This window comes from Arthrobacter psychrolactophilus (assembly GCF_003219795.1).
Lineage (GTDB): Bacteria > Actinomycetota > Actinomycetes > Actinomycetales > Micrococcaceae > Specibacter > Specibacter psychrolactophilus.
In genome coordinates this window covers 301,425-320,280 of record NZ_QJVC01000003.1, presented here as the reverse complement: position 1 = coordinate 320,280, position 18,856 = coordinate 301,425, and the positions used below count along the sequence as shown (strand labels likewise).

The window sequence follows — 18,856 nt, the reverse complement described above, 5'->3', positions numbered from 1 at the left end:
TCGATGGCGTGTCCGCCCCAACCCTCGGGGATGGGTAGCAACAGTAGAGGAAATTTTTTGCTCCCAGAACTCACCGCGGCATGATCAAAGCACTGACCCGCACGGTGTTGAGGCAAACTCCACCACCCGCGGGACGCAACCCGCCAGACCGCCTGGGCGCAGGTCGGGGAAGCTGTGATTGATTCCCCAATCGTCCGGGCTCCGTGGCGCGGTGTCGCCGGTGGGATGTGCCGCATCAATGCCAGCGACGACTCCCCAGAACCGTCACAACGGCGGTGATGGCGACGCCGAGGCTGATCGGGACACTGAAATGGATCTGGAGCAGGAGGACTCCGATGGCGGCCCCGGCGAACATAGCGAGGACGGCGCCCAGCCGTCGGTTGAGTAGCCGGGGCCGTTCCTTGCCCACAAGTGACTCTCCGGCGAGGGACGTCATGGTGGAGGTAATGACCACTGTGGTCATGTCTCGTACGCCCAAATGCCGCGCCATCAGGGCCTGGGAGCCCATGTGCATGGATATAACTGCGGCAACAATGACACCAATGGACTGCCGGCCGATGTCGTCCACGGTAAGAGAGATGGCGGCGGCTCCCGTCAACGCGATACAACCCCCTGTGAGAAGGAGCGTGACCCTGCGGTTCCAGCCTTTCGGGCTTGACTGGAGCGTAAATCCAGCGACCGCCGCGCCGAGGAGAAAGGCGCCAAGCGCAACCAGTGGGCCCAAAACTGGCAGGTTCTCCGCCCCGGCCAACGCCATCGCAAGAATCACCACGTTGCCGGTCATGTTTCCGGTGAAGACATGATCAAGTCCAAGGTAGCCGACCGCGTCAACCACACCTGTTACGAGCGTGAGGGCCATCATGAGCATCAGCCGGAACTTTTCCGGAGACGCATTTTCTTGCGGGGTAGAGGCGGGTTTGTTAGCTGCGCTGACTACGGCTGATGTCATGGTTTAAGGGATCCTTCATCGTGAGGGGTGATCGCTATGACCACCCCTCAGGCATGCTTGTGGTGGGTTGTTGGCGCGGCGCTCAGCCTTCAAGCTTGGAATGCTCGCCCAGCCGATGCCATGAACGGTTGTGATAGACCAGAGCGTCGCCGGGTTCGCCCGCTTGGACGTCACGCAATACACGCGACGACAGGGCCTGAACGGCGATGATGGTGGAGGTCCCCACCTCCATGCGATCGATGACGGCGCAGCGAACCCAGGCGCGGACATCGTCATACACCGCTTCTCCCGTTTCAAGGGTCGACCAGTGGTGCGTCTGGTCAAAGCGGTCGGCGCCGGGGGTCGATCCAAACTTAGCCAGGTCGACGTCGTGCGCGTCCAGCAGGTGCACGACGACGGTTTCGGCGCGAGAAAGCACCGTGGACGCAGAGGACTGTGCCGAGACCGAGAAAATCAGCAACGGAGGTTCGGCACTCACCGACACGACCGACGATACCGTCAGCGCCACCGGCCCTTGGCCGGCATCCGCAGTGATAACCGCGACACCTCCCGGGTGGCCACGGAACAGTGCCTTGAATTCGTCGGCCGACAGGGAAGACGGGAACTTTTGCTGCGGAGCATTAAGCCACGTGTCTGTAGGGTAGGCGTGAAACATCGTTACGACGCCTGAGGGGTGGAGGCAGCGAGTTCCTCGCGAATGATGCTCGTCCCTGCACTGAGAGCACTCAGCTTGGCCAGCGAGACGTCGCGGGGGAACGGTGCCATGCCGCAGTTCGAGCTGGGGATGAGCTTGTCCGCATCGACGAACTGCAGGGCCTTGCGGAGGGTGTTGGCGACCTCCTCCGGGGTCTCGACGGTCTCGCTTGCGACGTCGATTGCCCCGAGCATGACTTTCTTGCCGCGGAGGAGCTCGAGGAGGTCCATGGGCACGTGGGAGTTATGGCTTTCCAGCGAGATGATGTCGATGCTGGAGCTCTGCAGCAGGGGGAACGTTTCCTCGTACTGCCGCCACTGCGAGCCAAGCGTCGACTTCCAATCGTTGTTCGCCTTGATCCCGTAGCCGTAGCAGATATGCACGGCGGTCTCCGCACGCAATCCTTCTGCCGCTTTCTCAAGCGCAGCCATGCCCCAGTCCTTGACCTCATCGAGGAAGACATTGAACGCGGGCTCATCGAACTGGATGATGTCTACGCCGGCCGCCTCCAGTTCCTTCGCCTCCTGGTTCAGGATTGTGGCGAACTCCCAGGCCAGCTTCTCGCGGCTCTTGTAGTGGTCATCGAAGAGCGTGTCCACCATCGTCATGGGGCCTGGAAGCGTCCATTTGATCGGCCGATCGGTGGTTGCGCGGAGGAACTTTGCGTCTTCGACGAATACCGGCCGTTCGCGGCGCACCGGTCCGACGACGGTCGGCACGCTCGCGTCGTAGCGATCGCGGATGCGCACGGTCTTGCGCTGTTCAAAGTCGACACCGCTGAGATTCTCAATGAAGGTCGTGACGAAGTGCTGGCGGGTTTGCTCGCCGTCGCTGACGATGTCGATGCCGCGTCGACTCTGCTCGTGAATGGCGATGCGCATCGCATCCTGCTTGCCTTCGAGCAGCTCATCTCCCTCCAGCTTCCACGGGGACCAAAGAGTCTCCGGCTGCGCGAGCCAGGATGGTTTCGGCAGGCTACCGACAACGGTGATGGGCAAAAGTGTGTTCATGATTGACGATTCTCCGTGGGTCAGTTGACGAGAGCGGGGTAGTTGGCGGTCCACTGATCCAAAAGATCCTCGTGGGGCGTGATGAAATGCTCCGCCGTGTACTTCGCCTGTGTGGCCGCGAGCTGATCGCGCTCGACGCGGTCGTAGGCGATCTGGGTCCGTGAGTAATCCTGCTCACCCAAGGACGGCTGGTAGACGGCGGCGGCGGCGGAGTTCGCGTTGTAGACCTCGGGGCGGTAGATCTTCTGGAACGTCTCCATGGTGCTGATCGTGCCGATGAGCTGCAGGTTGGAGTAGTCGTTGAGCAAGTCGCCGCGGAAATAGAAGGCGAGCGGCGCAACACTGCCGCGTGGCATGAAGTAGCGGACCTGCAGTCCCATCTTTGCGAAGTACGCGTCTGTCAGCGAGAAATCGTCCTGCTGGTACTCGACGCCCAGGACCGGGTGACGGTTCTCGGTTCGCTGGTACGTCTTGCTTGTGGAGACGCTGATGCAGACCACTGGCGGTTGCGGGAATCGTTCCTGGCCAACCGGGGAATCGAGGAAGTGCTGGAACAGCTTGCCGTGAAGATCACCGAAGTCCTCGGGAATGACGGGTTTGCCTGCGGCCGCTGCTGCCGCTGGCAGAACGACGCTGAAGTCGAAGTCACGGACGTAGGAGGAAAAGTTGTTCCCGACGATCCCTTGGTGGCGGATCCCGTTCCGCTGGTCGACGATCTGGATGTCGAGAACCTCGAACAGCGGGAACTGCTGATCCGTGCCTTCCGCGGTGAACTGCATCTGCACGGACACGATCTCAAGCTCCGGCCTGTAGCGGTCCCGGTCCGGGTTGTCCCAGTCTGCGAGATCGTTGAAACGGCGCCGAATCATCGTCAGGGCATTGCGGAGGTTCTCCTGACGGTGCTCGCCCCGTGCAAGGTTGGCGAAGTTCGTCGTAATCCGGGAGCCTTCCGACGGGGAGTAGTCCTCGTCGAATCGGGTCGTGGTAATGCTGAAGGTGAAGTCGTCGGCCATGCTCTGCCAATCGTTGAAGATAGGCCGGAAAGGCCTTCCAGAAGGGGACATGTCCATGGTGCAGCATTTCCGGTGGTATCAAGTAACTAGGCTTTACTATGCGTTCATATAGAATTTTCCTATGGCACAGATTTCGAGCGGACTGACCCTGCAGCAGCTCCGCTATTTCATAGAAGTTGCAGCTGAGGGGTCGATCTCCGCGGCTGCCGATCTTCTCTACGTCTCCCAGCCGACTATGTCCGCGGCGATGAAGGACCTTGAGGGACGGGTGGGCCGTGCACTTCTGGTTCGCTCCGCCCGCGGGGTCACCCTCACCGACGACGGCGCAGAGTTCCTCGGCTACGCAAGGCAGGTCGTCGAGCAGTTCGCCCTCCTCGAGCAGCGCTACCTTGGCAGGCCACCGACGCGACGTCTGCTCGGGGTCTCAACGCAGCACTACTCCTTCGCGGTGGACGCCTTCGTCCGGATGGTCAAGGGCGCCGACGTGGCCGAATACGAGTTCTCGCTCCGCGAGACCCGCACCTGGGACATCATCGAGGATGTCCGGACACTCCGCAGCGAGATAGGCATCCTCTATCGGAACGATTTCAACAGGAAGGTCATTGACAAGCTGCTCCGGGATTCCGGGCTCGCGTTCAGACCGCTTTTCCTCGCCGATCCGCACATTTTCATTTCAAGGCAAAACCCGCTCGCCTCAAAAGAGCGTGCGACTCTCGACGATCTTGCCGGCATGCCGCGGCTAACCTTCGATCAAGGTGCGAACAACTCCTTTTACTTCGCCGAGGAGATACTCTCCACCTTGTCCAGTAAGCAGGAGATCCGGGTCTCTGACCGTGCGACGATCTTCAACCTCATGATCGGGCTCCACGGCTACACGATCTCGACGGGCATCATCAGCGGGCAGCTCGATCCGGAGATTGTCGCCATCCCGCTCGACGTTGACGAACGCATCGAGATCGGATGGATCGGCCACGCCGCGATTCCGCTCACCGACCAGGCGCAGCGCTACCTCGGGGAACTGCGGGCCGTCGTCGCTGAGTTCGGTGTAGCGATACTCGACTGACTGCAGTTCAGCGGCTTGCTGCAACGCCCAACGAGACATCCTGGCGAGCAATACCCTGAGTCGGGCCTTGATGAGGCCAGCAATCCCCGTGGAGTGATGAGGTCACCCTCGAGGGTCTCGTCGTAGAAGCGCAAGTGGCGGGGAATGTTCCACGTGGATCGTCGCTGCCGTTGGCGGTCATAGAATTCGGGGTTGGCCATGGACGCGGCATGCTTGATGGTCGAGATCATGGCCGGACGGGGCACAATCTTGGATGAACGCGGCAATCCAAGCCGGCGCACCTCCTTGCCCAGTCGCACGGCGGGTAGGTTGTGGAGGTGGCTCTTCGCTGCCGATGGCGTGAGCCTGTCCAGGCTGGAGAGGTATGCCCATTGGTCCGCGTAAGGCTCCAAAGTGGTGGTGTCCAAAAACAATGTGGTGCCGTCGTTGTTGCGCCGCTTGCCGTTCAACGGGGCCGAGATCAGATTCCCTATGCCCTGGCCGGTGTGTGCGTCCTGCGAGGGGAACAGCCGGTCGTAGCTGGACAGGGTCATGCTGCCGCGCAATCCCATCGCCTCGTGGATGAGTCCCGTACCAAGTTGCCGCGCCAATGCTGCGGGAATGGATTCCGTGAAGAAAATCCACACGTGCGCGCCACGGCCAGACTGGGAAATTTCGAGCGCAGCCGGAATGCCGCGGAACCGGGCGGCCTTGACGTAGGCCAGGGCGTCCAGCATAGCCACGCTGCCGTCAAAATCCGCCGCGATCCACCAACAGCTGTCCTTCTCGGTGAGCGGGTACAGACCAATGTGCTTCGCGCCGGTCAGATGCCCCGCGACCACGGCGGGTGTCAGCTTGAGGAGGGTGGCACTGTCGCGAGACTTTCCCTTGTGCCAGCCACCGACGACGGCGGGCACCCCACCCAGCGCGCCCTTCCTTCGGGTTCTCCCAGCGCAAGGCGTACACATCATGCCGACGACGGAACAAGCTCTCGAAGAAAAGGACCTTGGTTTCCGGGGAAGAATGCATCGTCACCGGGCCAACCGGCATGATCGCGGCGAACACCGGCTGGTCCGCTTGAGCGGCTGCGGTTTGTTCTTCGCTCAGCTCCAGCAGCTTACGAAGCCGGGGAATATCGAGCCGCAGCTCCGCCAGCTCACGCTCTAGCGCAGGGTCCCGGCTCGGGGCGAGGCCCGGCAACGATTCCTGCTCCGGGGACTCAGAAGTGTCCTCACTCACAACACCATTCTGTCGTGAGAAGCGGCCAATGCCTTAATCTGCACTGCCGGCCAGTGGCGATCTCCACAGAGGACGGTTTCACTTGTATGTGAAAGTGGCCTATTGAGCCTATTGACAGTCGTGAACCAGTCCCTGAAATGACGGCTGTGTTGCCGACCGGTTAGGGCGGGCTGTTTCGGTTTGAATGTCCAAGATCTACCGATGACTGACTCGCCGCTTTCCCGCACCGGTTTTGCGGCTCTGTGATCGGATGTCCATGACTGACGCTTTGGCCGCGACCTATGCCGGTCTCAATTGCCTCAGTGGGAAGTCGCCGTATCAACGCTGCCGACTTCGTTCAGTACCGCCTTCAGTGCCGCACTTGAATCGTTGCGGCGCCAGGCTGCCCGCAGATGGACGTCCGGGGTGGAGTTTTCGAGCGGAATGAACACCACGTGTGGATCGGTCGCCTGGGCCGCTACGGAATTCAGGGTTAGATGGCACCCGACCTCGGCGCTCACCAAGGCAAGTGCGGTCTGCGTGTCCGGCGCCACCTGGACAATGTCGGCGAGGAATCCGGCGTCGTGCGCCATTCGCCGAAGCCGATCTGGCAGTACCGCGCCCTCGAAAGGGATGAGCGAGATGAAACTGTCACCGGCGAGTTGGTCAATCGTCACCCGTTCGGCACCTGCAAGCGGGTGGGTGTCCGGCATGGCAATGACCAACGAGTCCTGCATGACCACCCTGCTGGCCACCTCGGCGGGCATGACATCCCACCGCCCCAGCGCGATGTCAGTTTCCCCCTGCAGCAACTTCTTCAAGGCAGGTAATGCGAAGTTCTGGCTCGACAGCTCCAGCTGGATCCCGGGACGGTTCGATTTCACCTGCCGGGCGAGCTGGGCAACCAACTGATGGGTGGACACGCCCGCAAAAGCGATCCGCACCAGTCCCGCCTCACCATTCTCGACGGAGCGGACGGCCTCCTCCGCCCGGCGGAGGGCTTCGACGACCTCCGTGGCGGGAGCAATCAAGGCCTGCCCGCTGGGCGTGAGCTTCACCGAACGGGTGTTGCGATCCAGCAGGCGTGTCCCAAGCTCTGTCTCAAGTTGTTTGATGATGCGGCTCAAGGGAGGCTGGGCAATATGCAACCGAAGCGCGGCGCGGCCGAAGTGAAGCTCCTGTGCCACGGCCAGGAAGGCCTTCAGCTGGCCGATGTCCATGTGTCTCCTCATCCCGAAAATTATTGATTTAACGGTATCACCGGGCTACATCATATTCAGTGGAGGGCAATAATCGCGGCTCCTAGATGAGGATTGGCCGGTTGTTCAGTTCCAGTCGTAGAAGCCCCGTCCGGTCTTGCGCCCCAGTTCAGCAGCGGCAACTTTGTCACGGAGGATCTGGGGTGGCGCAAATCGATCGCCAAGGGTCGCCTCAAGGTATTCGGCGATATTGAGACGCACGTCGAGCCCGACAATATCCGTTGTGCGAAGCGGGCCGACCGGGTGTTTGTATCCGAGCACCATGGCGTTGTCGATGTCTTCCGCGCTGGCCACGCCTTCCTCCAGCATTCTCATGGCCTCCAGCGCAATAGCCACACCAAGGCGTGAGGATGCGAAACCTGGCACGTCCCGCACAACGATGGCGGTCTTGCCGAGTCCCGAGACCCAGTGCCGGGCGGCGGTGAGCGTTTCTTCGGAGGTCTTCTCAGCAACAACCACCTCGATGAGGGTTGATGCCGGCACTGGGTTGAAGAAGTGCAGGCCAAGGAACTTCTCCGGTCTCGCCAGCGACGTGGCCAGCCCACTGACCGACAGGGATGAGGTGTTGGTCGCCAAGTAGGCGTGCGGCGAAAGGTGTTTGGCCACGGCGGTGAGTGCTGCGGTCTTGAGCTTCTGATCCTCGGGCACGGCCTCAACCACAAGATCGCACTGTGCAAAATCTGCGTAGTCGAGGCTTACACCAAACCTTGCCATGACCTCTTGTTCCGTTCCTTCTACGATGCCGCGGGCGAACGACGCCGCAACGGACGCAGTGACCCGTTCGCCGGCCGCTTTGGCGGCCTCGTCATTGCGCTCGACGACGATGACTCTCGAGCCCTTGAGGAGAAAAGCATGGGCGATGCCGGCCCCCATACGGCCGCCGCCGAGCACGCCGACCGTTGCCGGGAAGCTCGGGGATGGGCTGTGGGGTGTTGTTTCTACTGTATTGGTCACGGGTTGTTCTTCCTGTCGAGGAACTGTTGCATGCGCTCAAACTTCGCGGGGGATTCGAAGAGGATGCCTTGGGCGAGCGTGTCGATGAGCGGATGGGCTTCCCGCGGAGCATGGAACACGGCCTTCGTCAGGCGCACTGCCAGAGGGTCTTGCCGGACGATGCGGTCGGCCAGCGCGTGCGCCGCATCCAGGAGGCCCTCGGATTCAACGAGCTCAGTAATGAGCCCGGCCGCCAGGCATTCGGAGCCGGTCAGGGTCCGCCCGGCAAGGAGCATCTCCTTGGCCAGGGGCTCCCCGACCAGCTCGCGAAGACGCCACGTGGCACCAGCCGCGGCGAGAATGCCGAGCCCGGTTTCGGGGTTGCCCATGCGGAGGTTCGCCGTGCCGATGCGGAAATCGGCCGCGTAGGCAAGCTCGCCACCGCCGCCCAACGCGAAGCCGTCGAGTGCGGCGATGACGGGCATGGGAAGTTTGGCAATCCTCTCGAACAGCGAGGAGTTGATCCCCGCCAACGCATCATCACGACGGCGTTCCAAGAGTTGGGCGATATCGGCACCGGAGGCGAAAAATGCCTTGGTACCCGTCTCCGGGTCCGCCGGGGTGCCCGTGAGAATCAGGATTCTGGGCGTTGCCTCCAGATCCGCACACACGGCATGCAACTCTTGCAGCATGGTGGCATCGATGGCGTTGCGCGTCTCCGGCCGGTCCAAGCGAACTAGCACGCGGTCCTCAAGTTCGGTGATGATGAGCGTGGTGAAGTCTTGGGCGCCGAGGTTACTTTGAGTGGTCATTACACTCCTTCCAGTAGGAGGGCGGTTCCCTGGCCCACGCCCACGCACATGGTCGCTAGGCCGAGTTTGCGGCCGCCGGTGGCCAGCTCGCGCTCCATCCGCCCCAGCAGCGTCACGACCAGCCGGGATCCCGAGGAGCCGAGCGGGTGACCGAGAGCGATAGCGCCGCCGTCAGCATTCACCATCTCCTCATTCAGCTTCAGTTCCCGCATGACGGCCAGCGACTGTGAGGCGAAGGCCTCGTTAAGTTCGACGGCGCCCAGGTCACCGACAGTCAGCCCGGCGCGCTCCAAGACCTTCCGGGTTGCAGGCACCGGGCCGATACCCATGAGTTCCGGGGCTACTCCGGCCGAGCCGCCCTCCAGAATCCGGGCACGCGGCGTCAATCCGTACCTTTTAATAGCAGCTTCGGAGGCGACGATGATTGCCGAGGCTCCATCATTAAGGGTGGAGGCATTTCCGGCCGTCACCACGGAGCCACCCTTCACAACGGGACGCAGTCCGGCGAGAACATCCAGGGTAGTCCCGGGCCGGGGACTCTCATCGGTATCCACCACGGTTACGGCTCCCTTGCGTCCGTGGACAGTGACGGGCACGATTTCCTCGGTGAATCTTCCGGCCGCAATCGCAGCCAACGCGCGTTCGTGCGACCGGGCGGCAAAGGCGTCGCAGTCAGTCCGCGAGGTGCCGAACACCCGGGCCACTTCCTCCGCCGTCTCTGGCATCGAAAACGCTGTCTTGCCGCCGCGGCTGAGTTCGCCGTCGAGGAAGGTAGGATTCGTAAATCGCCAGCCGATCGAGGTCTCGAAAACGGCGCCGGGCTTGGCAAAGGCGTGGTCAGGCTTCTCCATGACCCAGGGCGCTCGGCTCATTGATTCCACCCCGCCGGCAACCACAATGTCCGCGGCGCCGGACTTGATCATGTGGCTTGCCGTGATGATGGCCGACAACCCCGAGGCGCACAGCCGGTTGACGGTAATTCCAGGAACGCTGTCCGGATAGCCATTCAATAGCCACGCCATGCGGGCAACATTGCGGTTCTCCTCACCGGCACCGTTGGCGTTGCCGAGGATCACCTCATCCACCGCTGCCGGATCAATACCTGCACGTTCGACGGCGGCACGTACGGTGAGTGCCGCGAGGTCATCGGGGCGCACAGAAGCAAGGGAACCGCCGTAGCGTCCCACGGGCGTCCGTGCGCCGCCAATGAGGAAGGCCTCAGTCATGACATTTCCTTGTCTCTAGTTCTTGCTGACTGGTCAGGGTTCGGGAAGTGGGCCCATGGTTCACTTGAAGGCCGAGATTCCGGTGATGTCACGGCCTACGATGAGTGCCTGCATGGAATCGGTGCCTTCATACGTGGAGACCACTTCCATGTCGGTCATGTGCCGTATGACGTGATTTTCCAGCAGCAGCCCGTTTCCGCCTAGCAGCTCGCGGGCCTCGTTGCAGATCCACTTGCCCTTTTGTGCGGTCGCCATCTTGACCATTGACGCCTGTGCGTTGGTGAGCTGGCCACGGTCCGCCAGTTCTGCCATCCTGGTGCACAACAGCTGCATGACCGTGAGTTCGCTGAGCATGTTCGCCAGCCGTGATTGAACCAACTGGAAGGAGCCGATGGGTTTGCCAAACTGGTGCCGGGTGCGGGCGTAATCGGAGGCGATTTCGAAGGCTGCCATGCCGTGGCCCACGGCCTCCCAAGCGGCCCCGCCCCGCGTGGCCTGAAGGACCCGGGACACATCGCGGAAGTCCTGGCAGCCATCGAGCCTGTTGGCCGCCGGCAACCGCATCTCATCGATGGTGATGTCCGCCTGAAGAATGGCGCGCTTGCCCACCTTGCCGGTGATGACGGTGGGGGAGTACCCGCCGGGGTACCGGCCCTTGGCATCCTTTTCGACCACGAAGGCGTTGACGTTGCCGTCCTCCGTGTTCCGGGCAAAAAGTACCGTGACATCCGCTGCGTGGCCGTTGCCGATCCAGCGCTTATGACCGCTGATGACCCAGTGGTCACCGTCGCGCCGAGCCTGTGTTTCCAGGGCGACAGAATCCGAGCCGTGGTCAGGTTCGGTCAGGGCGAACGCCCCGGTTTTTTCAATCCGGGCCAAGGCCGGAAGCCAGCGTTGCCGCTGTTCTTCGCTGCCGAGAATATTGAGGGCTCCCATGCACAGGTTGGAGTGGACGCCGAGGAAGGTGTTGAGGCTGCCGTCAGCCCGGGCCATTTCGCGGGCCACCATACCGGCGGCCTTACGGCTCATTCCCGGGCATCCGTAGCCTTGGATAGTAGTGCCGATGATGCCCAAATCAGCCAGCGGCCCCAGAAGTTCCGTGGGGAATTCGGCCTTCTCCCAATAGTCGTTGATGATGGGCAGCACCTGCTGCTCGGCAAATTCCCGGACCTTGTCCCTGATGGCGATTTCCTCGGCGGTGAGGTCATCATCGAGACGGAAGTAGTCCGCCGTCGCTCTTGTTTGCTCGGTTGTGGCGGTCACGGTGGGCCAACCCTTTCTAGAACTTGATGGAACTGGTGCGCTGGGTGGAATTGGAGGTGCCGGTGGAAGCTTCTGCGCCGGTGGACGTGGCGCGGAGCCAGGCGAGGATCGGCTCACGGTGTCCGTCATGAGCTGGCGGCACCAGATCGTAGCTGACAGGTGTCTGGGAGAACGTGATGGGGTTGCGGATCCCGGGCAGCGCATCGGCGCCCTGGCCTACCTCGACGACGGGATCCAAGCCAATGCCCTTGGCGAATTCAAGCCCCTGACGCACATCGTTGATCGGGGCACACGGGATCCGTGCCTGCGTCAGTACCTGGAACCATTCGGCGGAACTGCGTTTGCTTAGCGCCTCCAGTAACAGCGGCCTGAGGAGATGGCGGTTCAGGCTGCGCTGGGGAGCTGCGACGAAGCGGTCATCTGCGCTCAAGGCCGGTGTGCCGATGGCTTCGCAGAGCCTGCGAAATTGCGAGTCGTTGCCAATGGCGATGACAATGTCACCATCTCCGGTGGCCATCGGCTCATAGGGGTAGATGCTGGGGTGTTCGTTGCCGAGCCGTGTGGGTACGGTGCCGCTGAGTAAATAGCCGGCCGTCTGGTTCACCATGCCCGAAAGGGCGGACGACATCAGGTTGACTTCGACCCGTTGGCCTTTCCCGCTGCGATTGCGCTCCTGAAGAGCGGCCAGAATTCCAATGGCTGTGTGGAGGCCGGTCATCACATCAAACACGGCTACGCCGGACCGGTAAGCAGGGCTTTCTGGTGAGCCGGTCACGCTCATGAGCCCGGAGAGGGCCTGGACCAGGAGATCGTATCCGGGAAGGGCAGCTCCGCCGGCCGTTCCGAAACCTGTGATGGAGGCATAAATTACCGCGGGATTCACGGCGGCGACGGATTCGTAGTCGAGGCCGAAACGGTTCAATCCGTTCGGTTTGAAATTTTCAACCACAATATCCGCCCGCCGGGCAATGCCATGGGCGATATCGCGATCATCGGAGTCCTGAAGGTCAAGGGCTATTGCTCCCTTGTTCCGGTTGATCGAGAGGTAGTACGTTGACTCGCCATTCCGTACTGGTGGCTTCCAGTCCCGTGTTTCATCGCCATCGGGGCTTTCAATTTTCACCACTGTTGCTCCCATGTCCGCCAGCAGCATGGTGCAGTAGGGGCCAGCCAGGACACGTCCAAAATCGGCAACGAGCAGTCCGGATAGGGGTCCGGTGCCTGTGCGGCCGAACAGGTCAGATCCCAAGGGTGCTCCGGGAAACGTGAACCCGGAGTTCGGCGTCCCCTCATGTAGGGGGGTTGAATCAAGAGTCACGGTACTCCTTGGCAGCGTCGTTGGTTGGGTTAACGATCGCAGCAGGATTACTTCCAGTCCAATACTTATTGGGATGCTTATTGATGCCAATAATGGAATAATCGAAAGGTCCGTTAACGCACATCGTCGCCCGGGAAGTCTCCCGGGCGACGATGTGGCAGGGTATTTCAGCAGCGAACGGACGTTACGCTGCGGGAATCCGAATGAGTTTCTTATTGGCGAATTCGTTGATCCCGAAATGTGCCAGTTCACGTCCAAAGCCGGAACGCTTCACGCCTCCAAAGGGCAGGTCGGCGGTACTGCGACTGGTGCTGTTGACCCAGACCATGCCGGTTTCCAGGCGCTCTGCAATCAGCTTTGCGGACTCGATATCCGTGGTGAAAATGGAGCTGGACAACCCATAGGGGGAATCGTTGGCAAGGTCAACTGCGGCGTCGATGGACTCAACCCGGTAGACCACGGCAGCTGGGCCGAAGATCTCTTCTGAGTAGGCGCGCATCTGGGGTGTAACGCCGGTCAGGACCGTTGCGGGGTAGTAGGCCCCTGGCCCTTCGGGACCTTGTCCGCCAGTGACGGCGGTTGCACCCTTGGATGTGGCGTCGTGGACAATCTCCGCGATTTCGTCGGCGGCGGCCTGGGACGACAACGGGCCGTAGGACGTTGCCGGGTCCAAGGGGTCCCCGGGCGTGATGCGCGACATTGCTTCGGTGTAGCGTCGCAGGAACTCGTCGTAGATGTCCCCGACGATGATGAAGCGCTTGGAGGCTGTGCAGGCCTGGCCCCCGTTGTACATTCGGCCGGAAACGGCGCCGGCCACAGCCTCATCCAGATCGGCATCCGGCAGCACGATGAACGGATCGGAGCCACCCAGTTCCAGGACGACCTTTTTCAGGTGCCGTCCGGCCACCTCGGCGACGGCGGATCCGGCCTTTTCGGAGCCGGTGAGCGAGACGCCCTGTACCCGTGGATCGGCGATCATGGCAGAAATCTGCCCCGAGGTGGCGAATGCGTTGATGTAAACATCGGCGGGAAGCCCTGCGTCACGGAAGATGGCTTCGATGGCCAGGGCCGATTGAGGGCAATTGCTCGAGTGTTTCAAGATAATGGTGTTGCCCAAAACAATATTGGGTCCGGCAAACCGAGCAACTTGGTAATAAGGGAAATTCCACGGCATGATCCCAATGAGGGGCCCGATGGCTTCGGTACGAACCACCGCCGTACCCGGCCCCTTGATCTCCAAGGGTTCCTCGCGAAGGAAGCGTTCGGCGTTGTCCGCATAGTAGTCATAAATCGAAGCCACGAGGGCCACCTCGCCCTTGGCCTCCGCCGTCGGCTTCCCGATTTCAAGGGTCAGCAGCGCCGCAAGCTCGTCGGCGCGTTCACGGTGCAGTTTTGCCACCTGATGCAAGACCGCGGCTCGTTCGCTCAGCGGACGATCGCGCCATTCCGTGTACCGAGCGAAGGAGCGAGTCAGCACGTGCTCCACATCTGAGTCGCTGAGGGTTGGAAACTCGGCAACACGTTCGCCAGTTGCCGGGTTGATGGTTGCATACTTGCTCATCGTTGAGGATTCCTTCTGCAGGCAGATACTTGGGTCTAGCCACTCACGATCCCAGCTGAGCGGCTATACAGTCCAATACTAATTAATGGTGGAATTTATGATGATTTTGTCCTAATGGGTGCGGCGCCGACCACCGAGAGCGTATAGCTTGGCTAGCATGTCGGGACATACTTGATGCCGCCCGCACGCCAGTGCACGAAATTGTAGCGGACTAATGACGGAAGGTTACGCATGGAACTCCGCAGTCTCAAAGGGTTCGTGATGGTCGCTGAGGAGTTGCATTTTGGCCGGGCGGCCGAGCGGCTTCACATGGCCCAGCCCCAGCTCAGCCAACAGATTAAACAACTCGAAAAGGAACTTCGCGTCAAGCTCTTTGAGCGGAATACGCGATCGGTCATGCTCACCGAGGCGGGGCAAGCGTTCCTGGAGCCCGCCCGAAAGGTGCTGGTCGACGTCGAACTTGCCAAGCGGGCGGCGATCATGGGCAGTGCCGGAATTGTTGGCCGAGTGAAGGTTGGCTATGCCGGGGCAAGCAGCCGGGAAGCGCTGCCGACCTTGACGCGCGCGGTTCGGGCAGAGCAACCCGGTATTGAACTGGTCTTATTGGGGCAAATCTACGGCGGGGCTGCCGTGAGGATGGTGGCCAGCGGTGAGCTCGGCATCGGATTTGCCCGGTTGCCCATCACCAAACAAGGCTTGTCAACCCATATCTACGAGTACGAACGCTTGGTCGTGGCGCTCCCGACGGACCATCCGCTGGCCAATGAAGAATCGATTGATCTGCGTGACTTGGCGGAGGATCGATTCGTCTCCTTTCCTGGCACTCTGGGATCAACCATTAGGGACGCAACGGTGCATTTGGCTCTTCAAGCGGGTTTTGTGCCGAGGATCCTGCAAGAAGCGCCTGATTCCTACACAATCCTTGGTTTGGTTGCCGCCGGCGTGGGCGTGACAATCACCGTCTCTTCCGTTCAGCACGTCAATTTCCCTGGCCTGATCTACAAGGAGTTGAAGGGCGACGTGCCGCACCTCGCGGCCGTTTTGGTCTGGCGGGAAGCGGACGCTGGCTGCGACCTCCTGGCGGTCCTCGACATCATCCGCCGAGCGATGCCGGAGCCGACGATCGTACCGAAATATCTCATCAACTAAGTATTAATCGTTATAACTGAAATAAGAACTAAGTATTGGACTTGACTAGATGACTTCTGTCATCGTGGTGTTTCGGTAGGTCAAGTGTCCCAAGTCACGACGATGTGCCGTGGGATGTCCATGAAAGTTTTCAGAACGAGGATTCAATGATGAATAAAACAGGATTAGCCACCATGCCCTCTCGTCGGGCCATTCTTGGCGCCGGTGTCCTAGCCGCCGCCATGTTGGCAACCGCTGCATGCAGCGGCCCCGCCAAGGAGTCCGGTGGCGTTGGCACGGTCGAGAAGCCGGTGGAAATCAGGATCCTTGCCAACGACGGTTACGCCAAGCAGTGGCAAGAGCAGATGGTCCCGGAATTCAACAAGAAGTTCCCGAACATCAAAGTGACCATTGATGGTGTCCCCTACGGTGACCAGTTGGCCAAGACCATGCTTGAACTCACAGCCGCTGATCCCACCTACGACATTGTCATGGCCGATGATCCGTGGATCCCCCAGATGGCTTCCACAGGTGCCCTGTTAGATCTGAAAAAAGATGCGGCCGACTGGACCGACGCCGGCTACGACTGGAACGATTTCAACGCAGCCCCTCTGGCCGCAGGCGAATGGGAAGGCGTGCAGTACGGTGTCCCGCTGCGCTCCAACATGCTGATGATGTTCTACAACAAGTCCCTCTACAAGGATGCCGGCGTTCCGGAACCGACCCCGGGTCTCACCTGGGACGACTACATGTCCCAAGCCCCCAAGCTGGTGCGGGATACCAATGGCGATGGCAAGGACGACACATGGGCGGTAGGCACCTACTTCACCCGTGATCCGTTGACTCCCACCGTGTGGCAAACCATCTTCAACGCCAATGGTGGCGAACTCCTGGACGGGGACAACAAGCCGGCCTTCAACAACGCCACCGGCGTTGCCGCACTGCAGACGCACGTTGAGATGCTCAAATACGCCCCTCCCGGTGCCTCAACTTGGCAGTTCACCGAACCGTTGGAGGCTTTCCGCCAGGGCAAGACCGCCACCATGTTCAACTGGGGGAGCGTCTACAAGGGCACAGCCATTGATCCGAAAACGACTACCTTGACGGCCGACCAGGTTGGCATTCAGGTCATGCCTGCCGGAACTAAGAGTTCTGGTGCACACCGCGGTATCTGGAGCGGTGCCATCGCCAGCCGCAGCCAGAACACGGAAGCTGCGTGGAAGCTCATTGAATGGCTCAGCTCCAGCGAAGGTGAAGTCTGGCAGTCCAACACCCTCGGAGTATTTCCTGCGCGAACCTCCACCCTTGACTCGACTCCCGAGCACGAATGGCTCAGCCCCGTCTTTGCCGCGCTGAAGGATGCCTACGCCGATGCCGAAACCGGAAAAATGTGGCGCCCCCGCCTGACCAACTCCGACGAAGTACAGCGAATTTTGGCTGATGAGACGGCCGTGGCCATGGCGAATCCCAACGACACTGCCAAGGCCCTCGATGACGCCGCAGCTGAAATTGACAAGGCGCTGAGCAAGTAATGTCCAACTCTCCTCTTCTCACAAAAACCAAGGACGCGAGCGGATCTCCGCCGAGTTCAAGGAGATCGGTGAAAGGCGGCTATTCTCAGCCATCGCGGGCCAGGCTGAAGGCCAACGATCTGTTCAGCAAGTGGACCTTTCTTGGGCCAACAACCCTGCTGTTGCTGGCACTGCTGGCTTACCCCATCTTCTACACGATTCAGATCAGCTTTTCCGAGCTGAATCTGGCGACGTTCGCACCCAAGGGGTGGGTCGGTTGGGATAACTACAAAGACGCCATTACGGATCCGGGGTTCCTGAACTCCTTGAAGGTCACCGGCATCTACCTGGTTCTAGCTCTTCCCTTGCAGATGGTGCTCGGCTTTGGCATCGCCTATCTGCTCAATGTGGAATGGAAATGGCGTGGACTGGTTCGCGCACTCTTCCTCATCCCCATGGTGGTGGCCCCGGTTGTCGCCGGTGGAGTATGGAAAATGCTGCTCGATCCACTCTGGGGAATCGTCAACTATGTGTTGGGCTTCGCTGGCATTGGCCCGCTGAACTGGCTGGGGGATCCGAACCTTGCCATGATCAGCATCGTCTTGATCGACACGTGGCGCTGGACCCCGTTCATCGTCCTCATTGCCTCGGCCGCCATGCTGGCACTCCCGAAGGATGTTTTCGAGGCCGCAGCCGTGGACGGTGCACGCTGGTGGCACACCCTCATCCACGTCAGCCTGCCCATGCTGGCCAGTGCCATCGGCGCAGTCTTCGTCGTTCGCTGGCTTGGCGCCGTAAAGATGTTCGACATTGCGCTCGCCGCCACTAGGGGAGGGCCGGGCCAATCGACAAATGTGGTCAACCTGTACATCTATGAGGAGGCGTTTCGTTCACTTAAATTCGCCGAATCATCCGCAATGGCGGTGATCGTTCTTGTTCTCACCATGATCATGACGATGATCTTCCTCCGCACAACCAAGAAACTGGAGGACAGGTTTTGAGCACCTCGACCTTGACACTTCGCAAAAGAAAAATAGACGCGGGCCGGTGGTTTCGCATCATTGCCGGTGTGGCCATCTGCCTGGGTTTCCTGCTTCCAGTGCTCTGGATGATTTCGACGTCGTTCAAGTTGCCGACGGATATCTTTACCACTCCGCCGAAGATCTTCTCCACGTTTACCATGGACAACTACACCAGCTACATGCAGCAAGCCGACATTGGTCGACGAATGCTCAACACGGTGATCGTTGCTATCGGTGCCGGCGTGCTGTCCCTGACCCTGGGGACCATGGCTGGCTACGCACTCTCCCGACTTAACATCAAAGGTGGAGCGACCATCGGTGTGCTGATTCTGGCATCGCGTGGAGTACCGCCCATCGCCTTGGCCGTGCCGATGTTCCTTGTGGCTCGAAACCTGGGCATCACGGATATGCACATAACGCTTATTCTCGCCTACTGTACCTTCCTGATTCCCTACGTCATGTGGCTGATGCGGTCCTTCTTCGCTGCCCTGCCGAAGGAGCTGGAGGAATCGGCGATGCTGGATGGCGCGTCAAGGCTCGCAACGTTCTTCCGGATTATCGTCCCGATTTCCATGCCCGGAATTGTTTCGACGTTGATCTTTAGCATCATCCTTGCATGGGAAGAGCTGCTGTTTGCGCTCATCCTGACCAACCGAAATGCGGCAACTATTCCAGTAGCGATCGCCGGCATGGCGGCGGATACGGAAAATGGTGCCATGTGGGGAGCCTTGACTGCCGTGGGTACATTGACCGTCATTCCCGTGGTTATCTTTGCCCTGATGGTCCAAAAGCACCTGATTAACGGCCTGGCCGAAGGTGCAACCAAGGGCTGACCCCGCCCACCTAGACTGCGTCACCGTTTGATCATCCGGCCACATGGCCCCAAGAGGAGAACCC

The 18,856-nt window shown here is 60.6% G+C and carries 18 protein-coding genes; 6 read left to right on the top strand and 12 right to left on the bottom strand.

Annotated elements, in window-relative coordinates:
- Positions 1-235: 235 nt before the first annotated feature.
- The 4 genes from CVS30_RS05845 to CVS30_RS05830 form a co-directional block, all read right to left on the bottom strand.
- Positions 236-949 (bottom strand): YoaK family protein, encoded by a 714-nt coding sequence (locus CVS30_RS05845; protein WP_245934458.1) that lies wholly within the window; start codon positions 947-949, stop codon positions 236-238.
- An 82-nt stretch (positions 950-1,031) separates the two neighbouring features.
- On the bottom strand, positions 1,032-1,604 hold the full coding sequence (locus tag CVS30_RS05840; RefSeq protein WP_110484373.1) for a flavin reductase family protein: 573 nt from the start codon (positions 1,602-1,604) through the stop codon (positions 1,032-1,034).
- 2 nt (positions 1,605-1,606) lie between these two features.
- Complete coding sequence (locus CVS30_RS05835; RefSeq protein WP_110484372.1) at positions 1,607-2,653, bottom strand: methionine synthase; 1,047 nt, start codon at positions 2,651-2,653, stop codon at positions 1,607-1,609.
- A 20-nt stretch (positions 2,654-2,673) separates the two neighbouring features.
- Positions 2,674-3,666: a putative oxygenase MesX gene (locus CVS30_RS05830; protein WP_110484371.1), complete on the bottom strand. Its 993-nt coding sequence runs from the start codon at positions 3,664-3,666 to the stop codon at positions 2,674-2,676.
- 121 nt (positions 3,667-3,787) lie between these two features.
- Here CVS30_RS05830 and CVS30_RS05825 point away from each other — a divergent pair, with 121 nt between their 5' ends.
- A complete protein-coding gene (locus CVS30_RS05825) occupies positions 3,788-4,729 on the top strand; it encodes a LysR family transcriptional regulator (RefSeq protein ID WP_110484370.1) in 942 nt (313 codons plus the stop codon).
- On the opposite strand, the gene CVS30_RS05820 is transcribed toward CVS30_RS05825, so the two are convergent.
- Positions 4,672-5,625 (bottom strand): TOTE conflict system archaeo-eukaryotic primase domain-containing protein, encoded by a 954-nt coding sequence (locus CVS30_RS05820; protein ID WP_181419698.1) that lies wholly within the window; start codon positions 5,623-5,625, stop codon positions 4,672-4,674. The two genes, CVS30_RS05825 and CVS30_RS05820, sit on opposite strands and share 58 nt — an antisense overlap.
- Before the next feature lie 52 nt (positions 5,626-5,677).
- On the opposite strand from CVS30_RS05820, the gene CVS30_RS17930 reads away from it, so the two are divergent.
- Positions 5,678-5,875 carry a hypothetical protein gene (locus CVS30_RS17930; RefSeq protein ID WP_181419697.1) on the top strand — a complete coding sequence of 66 codons (198 nt, stop codon included), beginning with the start codon at positions 5,678-5,680 and terminating at the stop codon, positions 5,873-5,875.
- Positions 5,876-6,246: 371 nt separating this feature from the next.
- Here the strand turns inward: CVS30_RS17930 and CVS30_RS05815 are convergent, their stop codons facing one another.
- The 7 genes from CVS30_RS05815 to CVS30_RS05785 form a co-directional block, all read right to left on the bottom strand.
- Complete coding sequence (locus CVS30_RS05815; RefSeq protein ID WP_110484369.1) at positions 6,247-7,146, bottom strand: LysR family transcriptional regulator; 900 nt, start codon at positions 7,144-7,146, stop codon at positions 6,247-6,249.
- A gap of 105 nt (positions 7,147-7,251) precedes the next feature.
- Positions 7,252-8,139 carry a 3-hydroxyacyl-CoA dehydrogenase family protein gene (locus CVS30_RS05810; protein ID WP_281268065.1) on the bottom strand — a complete coding sequence of 296 codons (888 nt, stop codon included), beginning with the start codon at positions 8,137-8,139 and terminating at the stop codon, positions 7,252-7,254.
- A complete protein-coding gene (locus tag CVS30_RS05805) occupies positions 8,136-8,930 on the bottom strand; it encodes an enoyl-CoA hydratase/isomerase family protein (protein WP_110484368.1) in 795 nt (264 codons plus the stop codon). The genes CVS30_RS05810 and CVS30_RS05805 overlap by 4 nt, the downstream gene beginning before the upstream one ends.
- Positions 8,930-10,156 (bottom strand): acetyl-CoA C-acyltransferase, encoded by a 1,227-nt coding sequence (locus tag CVS30_RS05800; RefSeq protein WP_110484367.1) that lies wholly within the window; start codon positions 10,154-10,156, stop codon positions 8,930-8,932. Before CVS30_RS05800 ends, CVS30_RS05805 begins: the two co-directional genes overlap by 1 nt.
- 60 nt (positions 10,157-10,216) lie before the next feature.
- A complete protein-coding gene (locus CVS30_RS05795) occupies positions 10,217-11,419 on the bottom strand; it encodes an acyl-CoA dehydrogenase family protein (RefSeq protein WP_245934457.1) in 1,203 nt (400 codons plus the stop codon).
- A 16-nt stretch (positions 11,420-11,435) separates the two neighbouring features.
- A complete protein-coding gene (locus tag CVS30_RS05790) occupies positions 11,436-12,737 on the bottom strand; it encodes a CaiB/BaiF CoA transferase family protein (RefSeq protein WP_245934456.1) in 1,302 nt (433 codons plus the stop codon).
- Between the two features lie 184 nt (positions 12,738-12,921).
- On the bottom strand, positions 12,922-14,298 hold the full coding sequence (locus CVS30_RS05785; protein WP_110484365.1) for an NAD-dependent succinate-semialdehyde dehydrogenase: 1,377 nt from the start codon (positions 14,296-14,298) through the stop codon (positions 12,922-12,924).
- A gap of 231 nt (positions 14,299-14,529) precedes the next feature.
- Here CVS30_RS05785 and CVS30_RS05780 point away from each other — a divergent pair, with 231 nt between their 5' ends.
- From CVS30_RS05780 to CVS30_RS05765, 4 genes are all read left to right on the top strand, one after another.
- The gene (locus CVS30_RS05780; protein ID WP_110484364.1) at positions 14,530-15,447 is read left to right on the top strand and encodes a LysR family transcriptional regulator; all 918 of its coding nucleotides are present in this window, start codon (positions 14,530-14,532) and stop codon (positions 15,445-15,447) included.
- A gap of 173 nt (positions 15,448-15,620) precedes the next feature.
- Complete coding sequence (locus CVS30_RS05775) at positions 15,621-16,958, top strand: ABC transporter substrate-binding protein (RefSeq protein WP_220033878.1); 1,338 nt, start codon at positions 15,621-15,623, stop codon at positions 16,956-16,958.
- A gap of 68 nt (positions 16,959-17,026) precedes the next feature.
- Positions 17,027-17,938, top strand: a complete 912-nt coding sequence (locus CVS30_RS05770; protein WP_220033877.1) for a carbohydrate ABC transporter permease — start codon at positions 17,027-17,029, stop codon at positions 17,936-17,938.
- Positions 17,935-18,792 (top strand): carbohydrate ABC transporter permease, encoded by an 858-nt coding sequence (locus CVS30_RS05765; RefSeq protein ID WP_220033876.1) that lies wholly within the window; start codon positions 17,935-17,937, stop codon positions 18,790-18,792. The genes CVS30_RS05770 and CVS30_RS05765 overlap by 4 nt, the downstream gene beginning before the upstream one ends.
- Positions 18,793-18,856 lie beyond the last annotated feature (64 nt).

What these genes read in the sequence shown, in the direction of transcription:
- CVS30_RS05845 (WP_245934458.1), bottom strand. Translation starts at nt 949, where the DNA reads ATGACATCAGCCGTAGTCAGCGCAGCTAACAAACCCGCCTCTACCCCG.
- CVS30_RS05840 (WP_110484373.1), bottom strand. Translation starts at nt 1,604, where the DNA reads ATGTTTCACGCCTACCCTACAGACACGTGGCTTAATGCTCCGCAGCAA.
- CVS30_RS05835 (WP_110484372.1), bottom strand. Translation starts at nt 2,653, where the DNA reads ATGAACACACTTTTGCCCATCACCGTTGTCGGTAGCCTGCCGAAACCA.
- CVS30_RS05830 (WP_110484371.1), bottom strand. Translation starts at nt 3,666, where the DNA reads ATGGCCGACGACTTCACCTTCAGCATTACCACGACCCGATTCGACGAG.
- CVS30_RS05825 (WP_110484370.1), top strand. Translation starts at nt 3,788, where the DNA reads ATGGCACAGATTTCGAGCGGACTGACCCTGCAGCAGCTCCGCTATTTC.
- CVS30_RS17930 (WP_181419697.1), top strand. Translation starts at nt 5,678, where the DNA reads ATGCCGACGACGGAACAAGCTCTCGAAGAAAAGGACCTTGGTTTCCGG.
- CVS30_RS05815 (WP_110484369.1), bottom strand. Translation starts at nt 7,146, where the DNA reads ATGGACATCGGCCAGCTGAAGGCCTTCCTGGCCGTGGCACAGGAGCTT.
- CVS30_RS05805 (WP_110484368.1), bottom strand. Translation starts at nt 8,930, where the DNA reads ATGACCACTCAAAGTAACCTCGGCGCCCAAGACTTCACCACGCTCATC.
- CVS30_RS05800 (WP_110484367.1), bottom strand. Translation starts at nt 10,156, where the DNA reads ATGACTGAGGCCTTCCTCATTGGCGGCGCACGGACGCCCGTGGGACGC.
- CVS30_RS05785 (WP_110484365.1), bottom strand. Translation starts at nt 14,298, where the DNA reads ATGAGCAAGTATGCAACCATCAACCCGGCAACTGGCGAACGTGTTGCC.
- CVS30_RS05780 (WP_110484364.1), top strand. Translation starts at nt 14,530, where the DNA reads ATGGAACTCCGCAGTCTCAAAGGGTTCGTGATGGTCGCTGAGGAGTTG.
- CVS30_RS05775 (WP_220033878.1), top strand. Translation starts at nt 15,621, where the DNA reads ATGCCCTCTCGTCGGGCCATTCTTGGCGCCGGTGTCCTAGCCGCCGCC.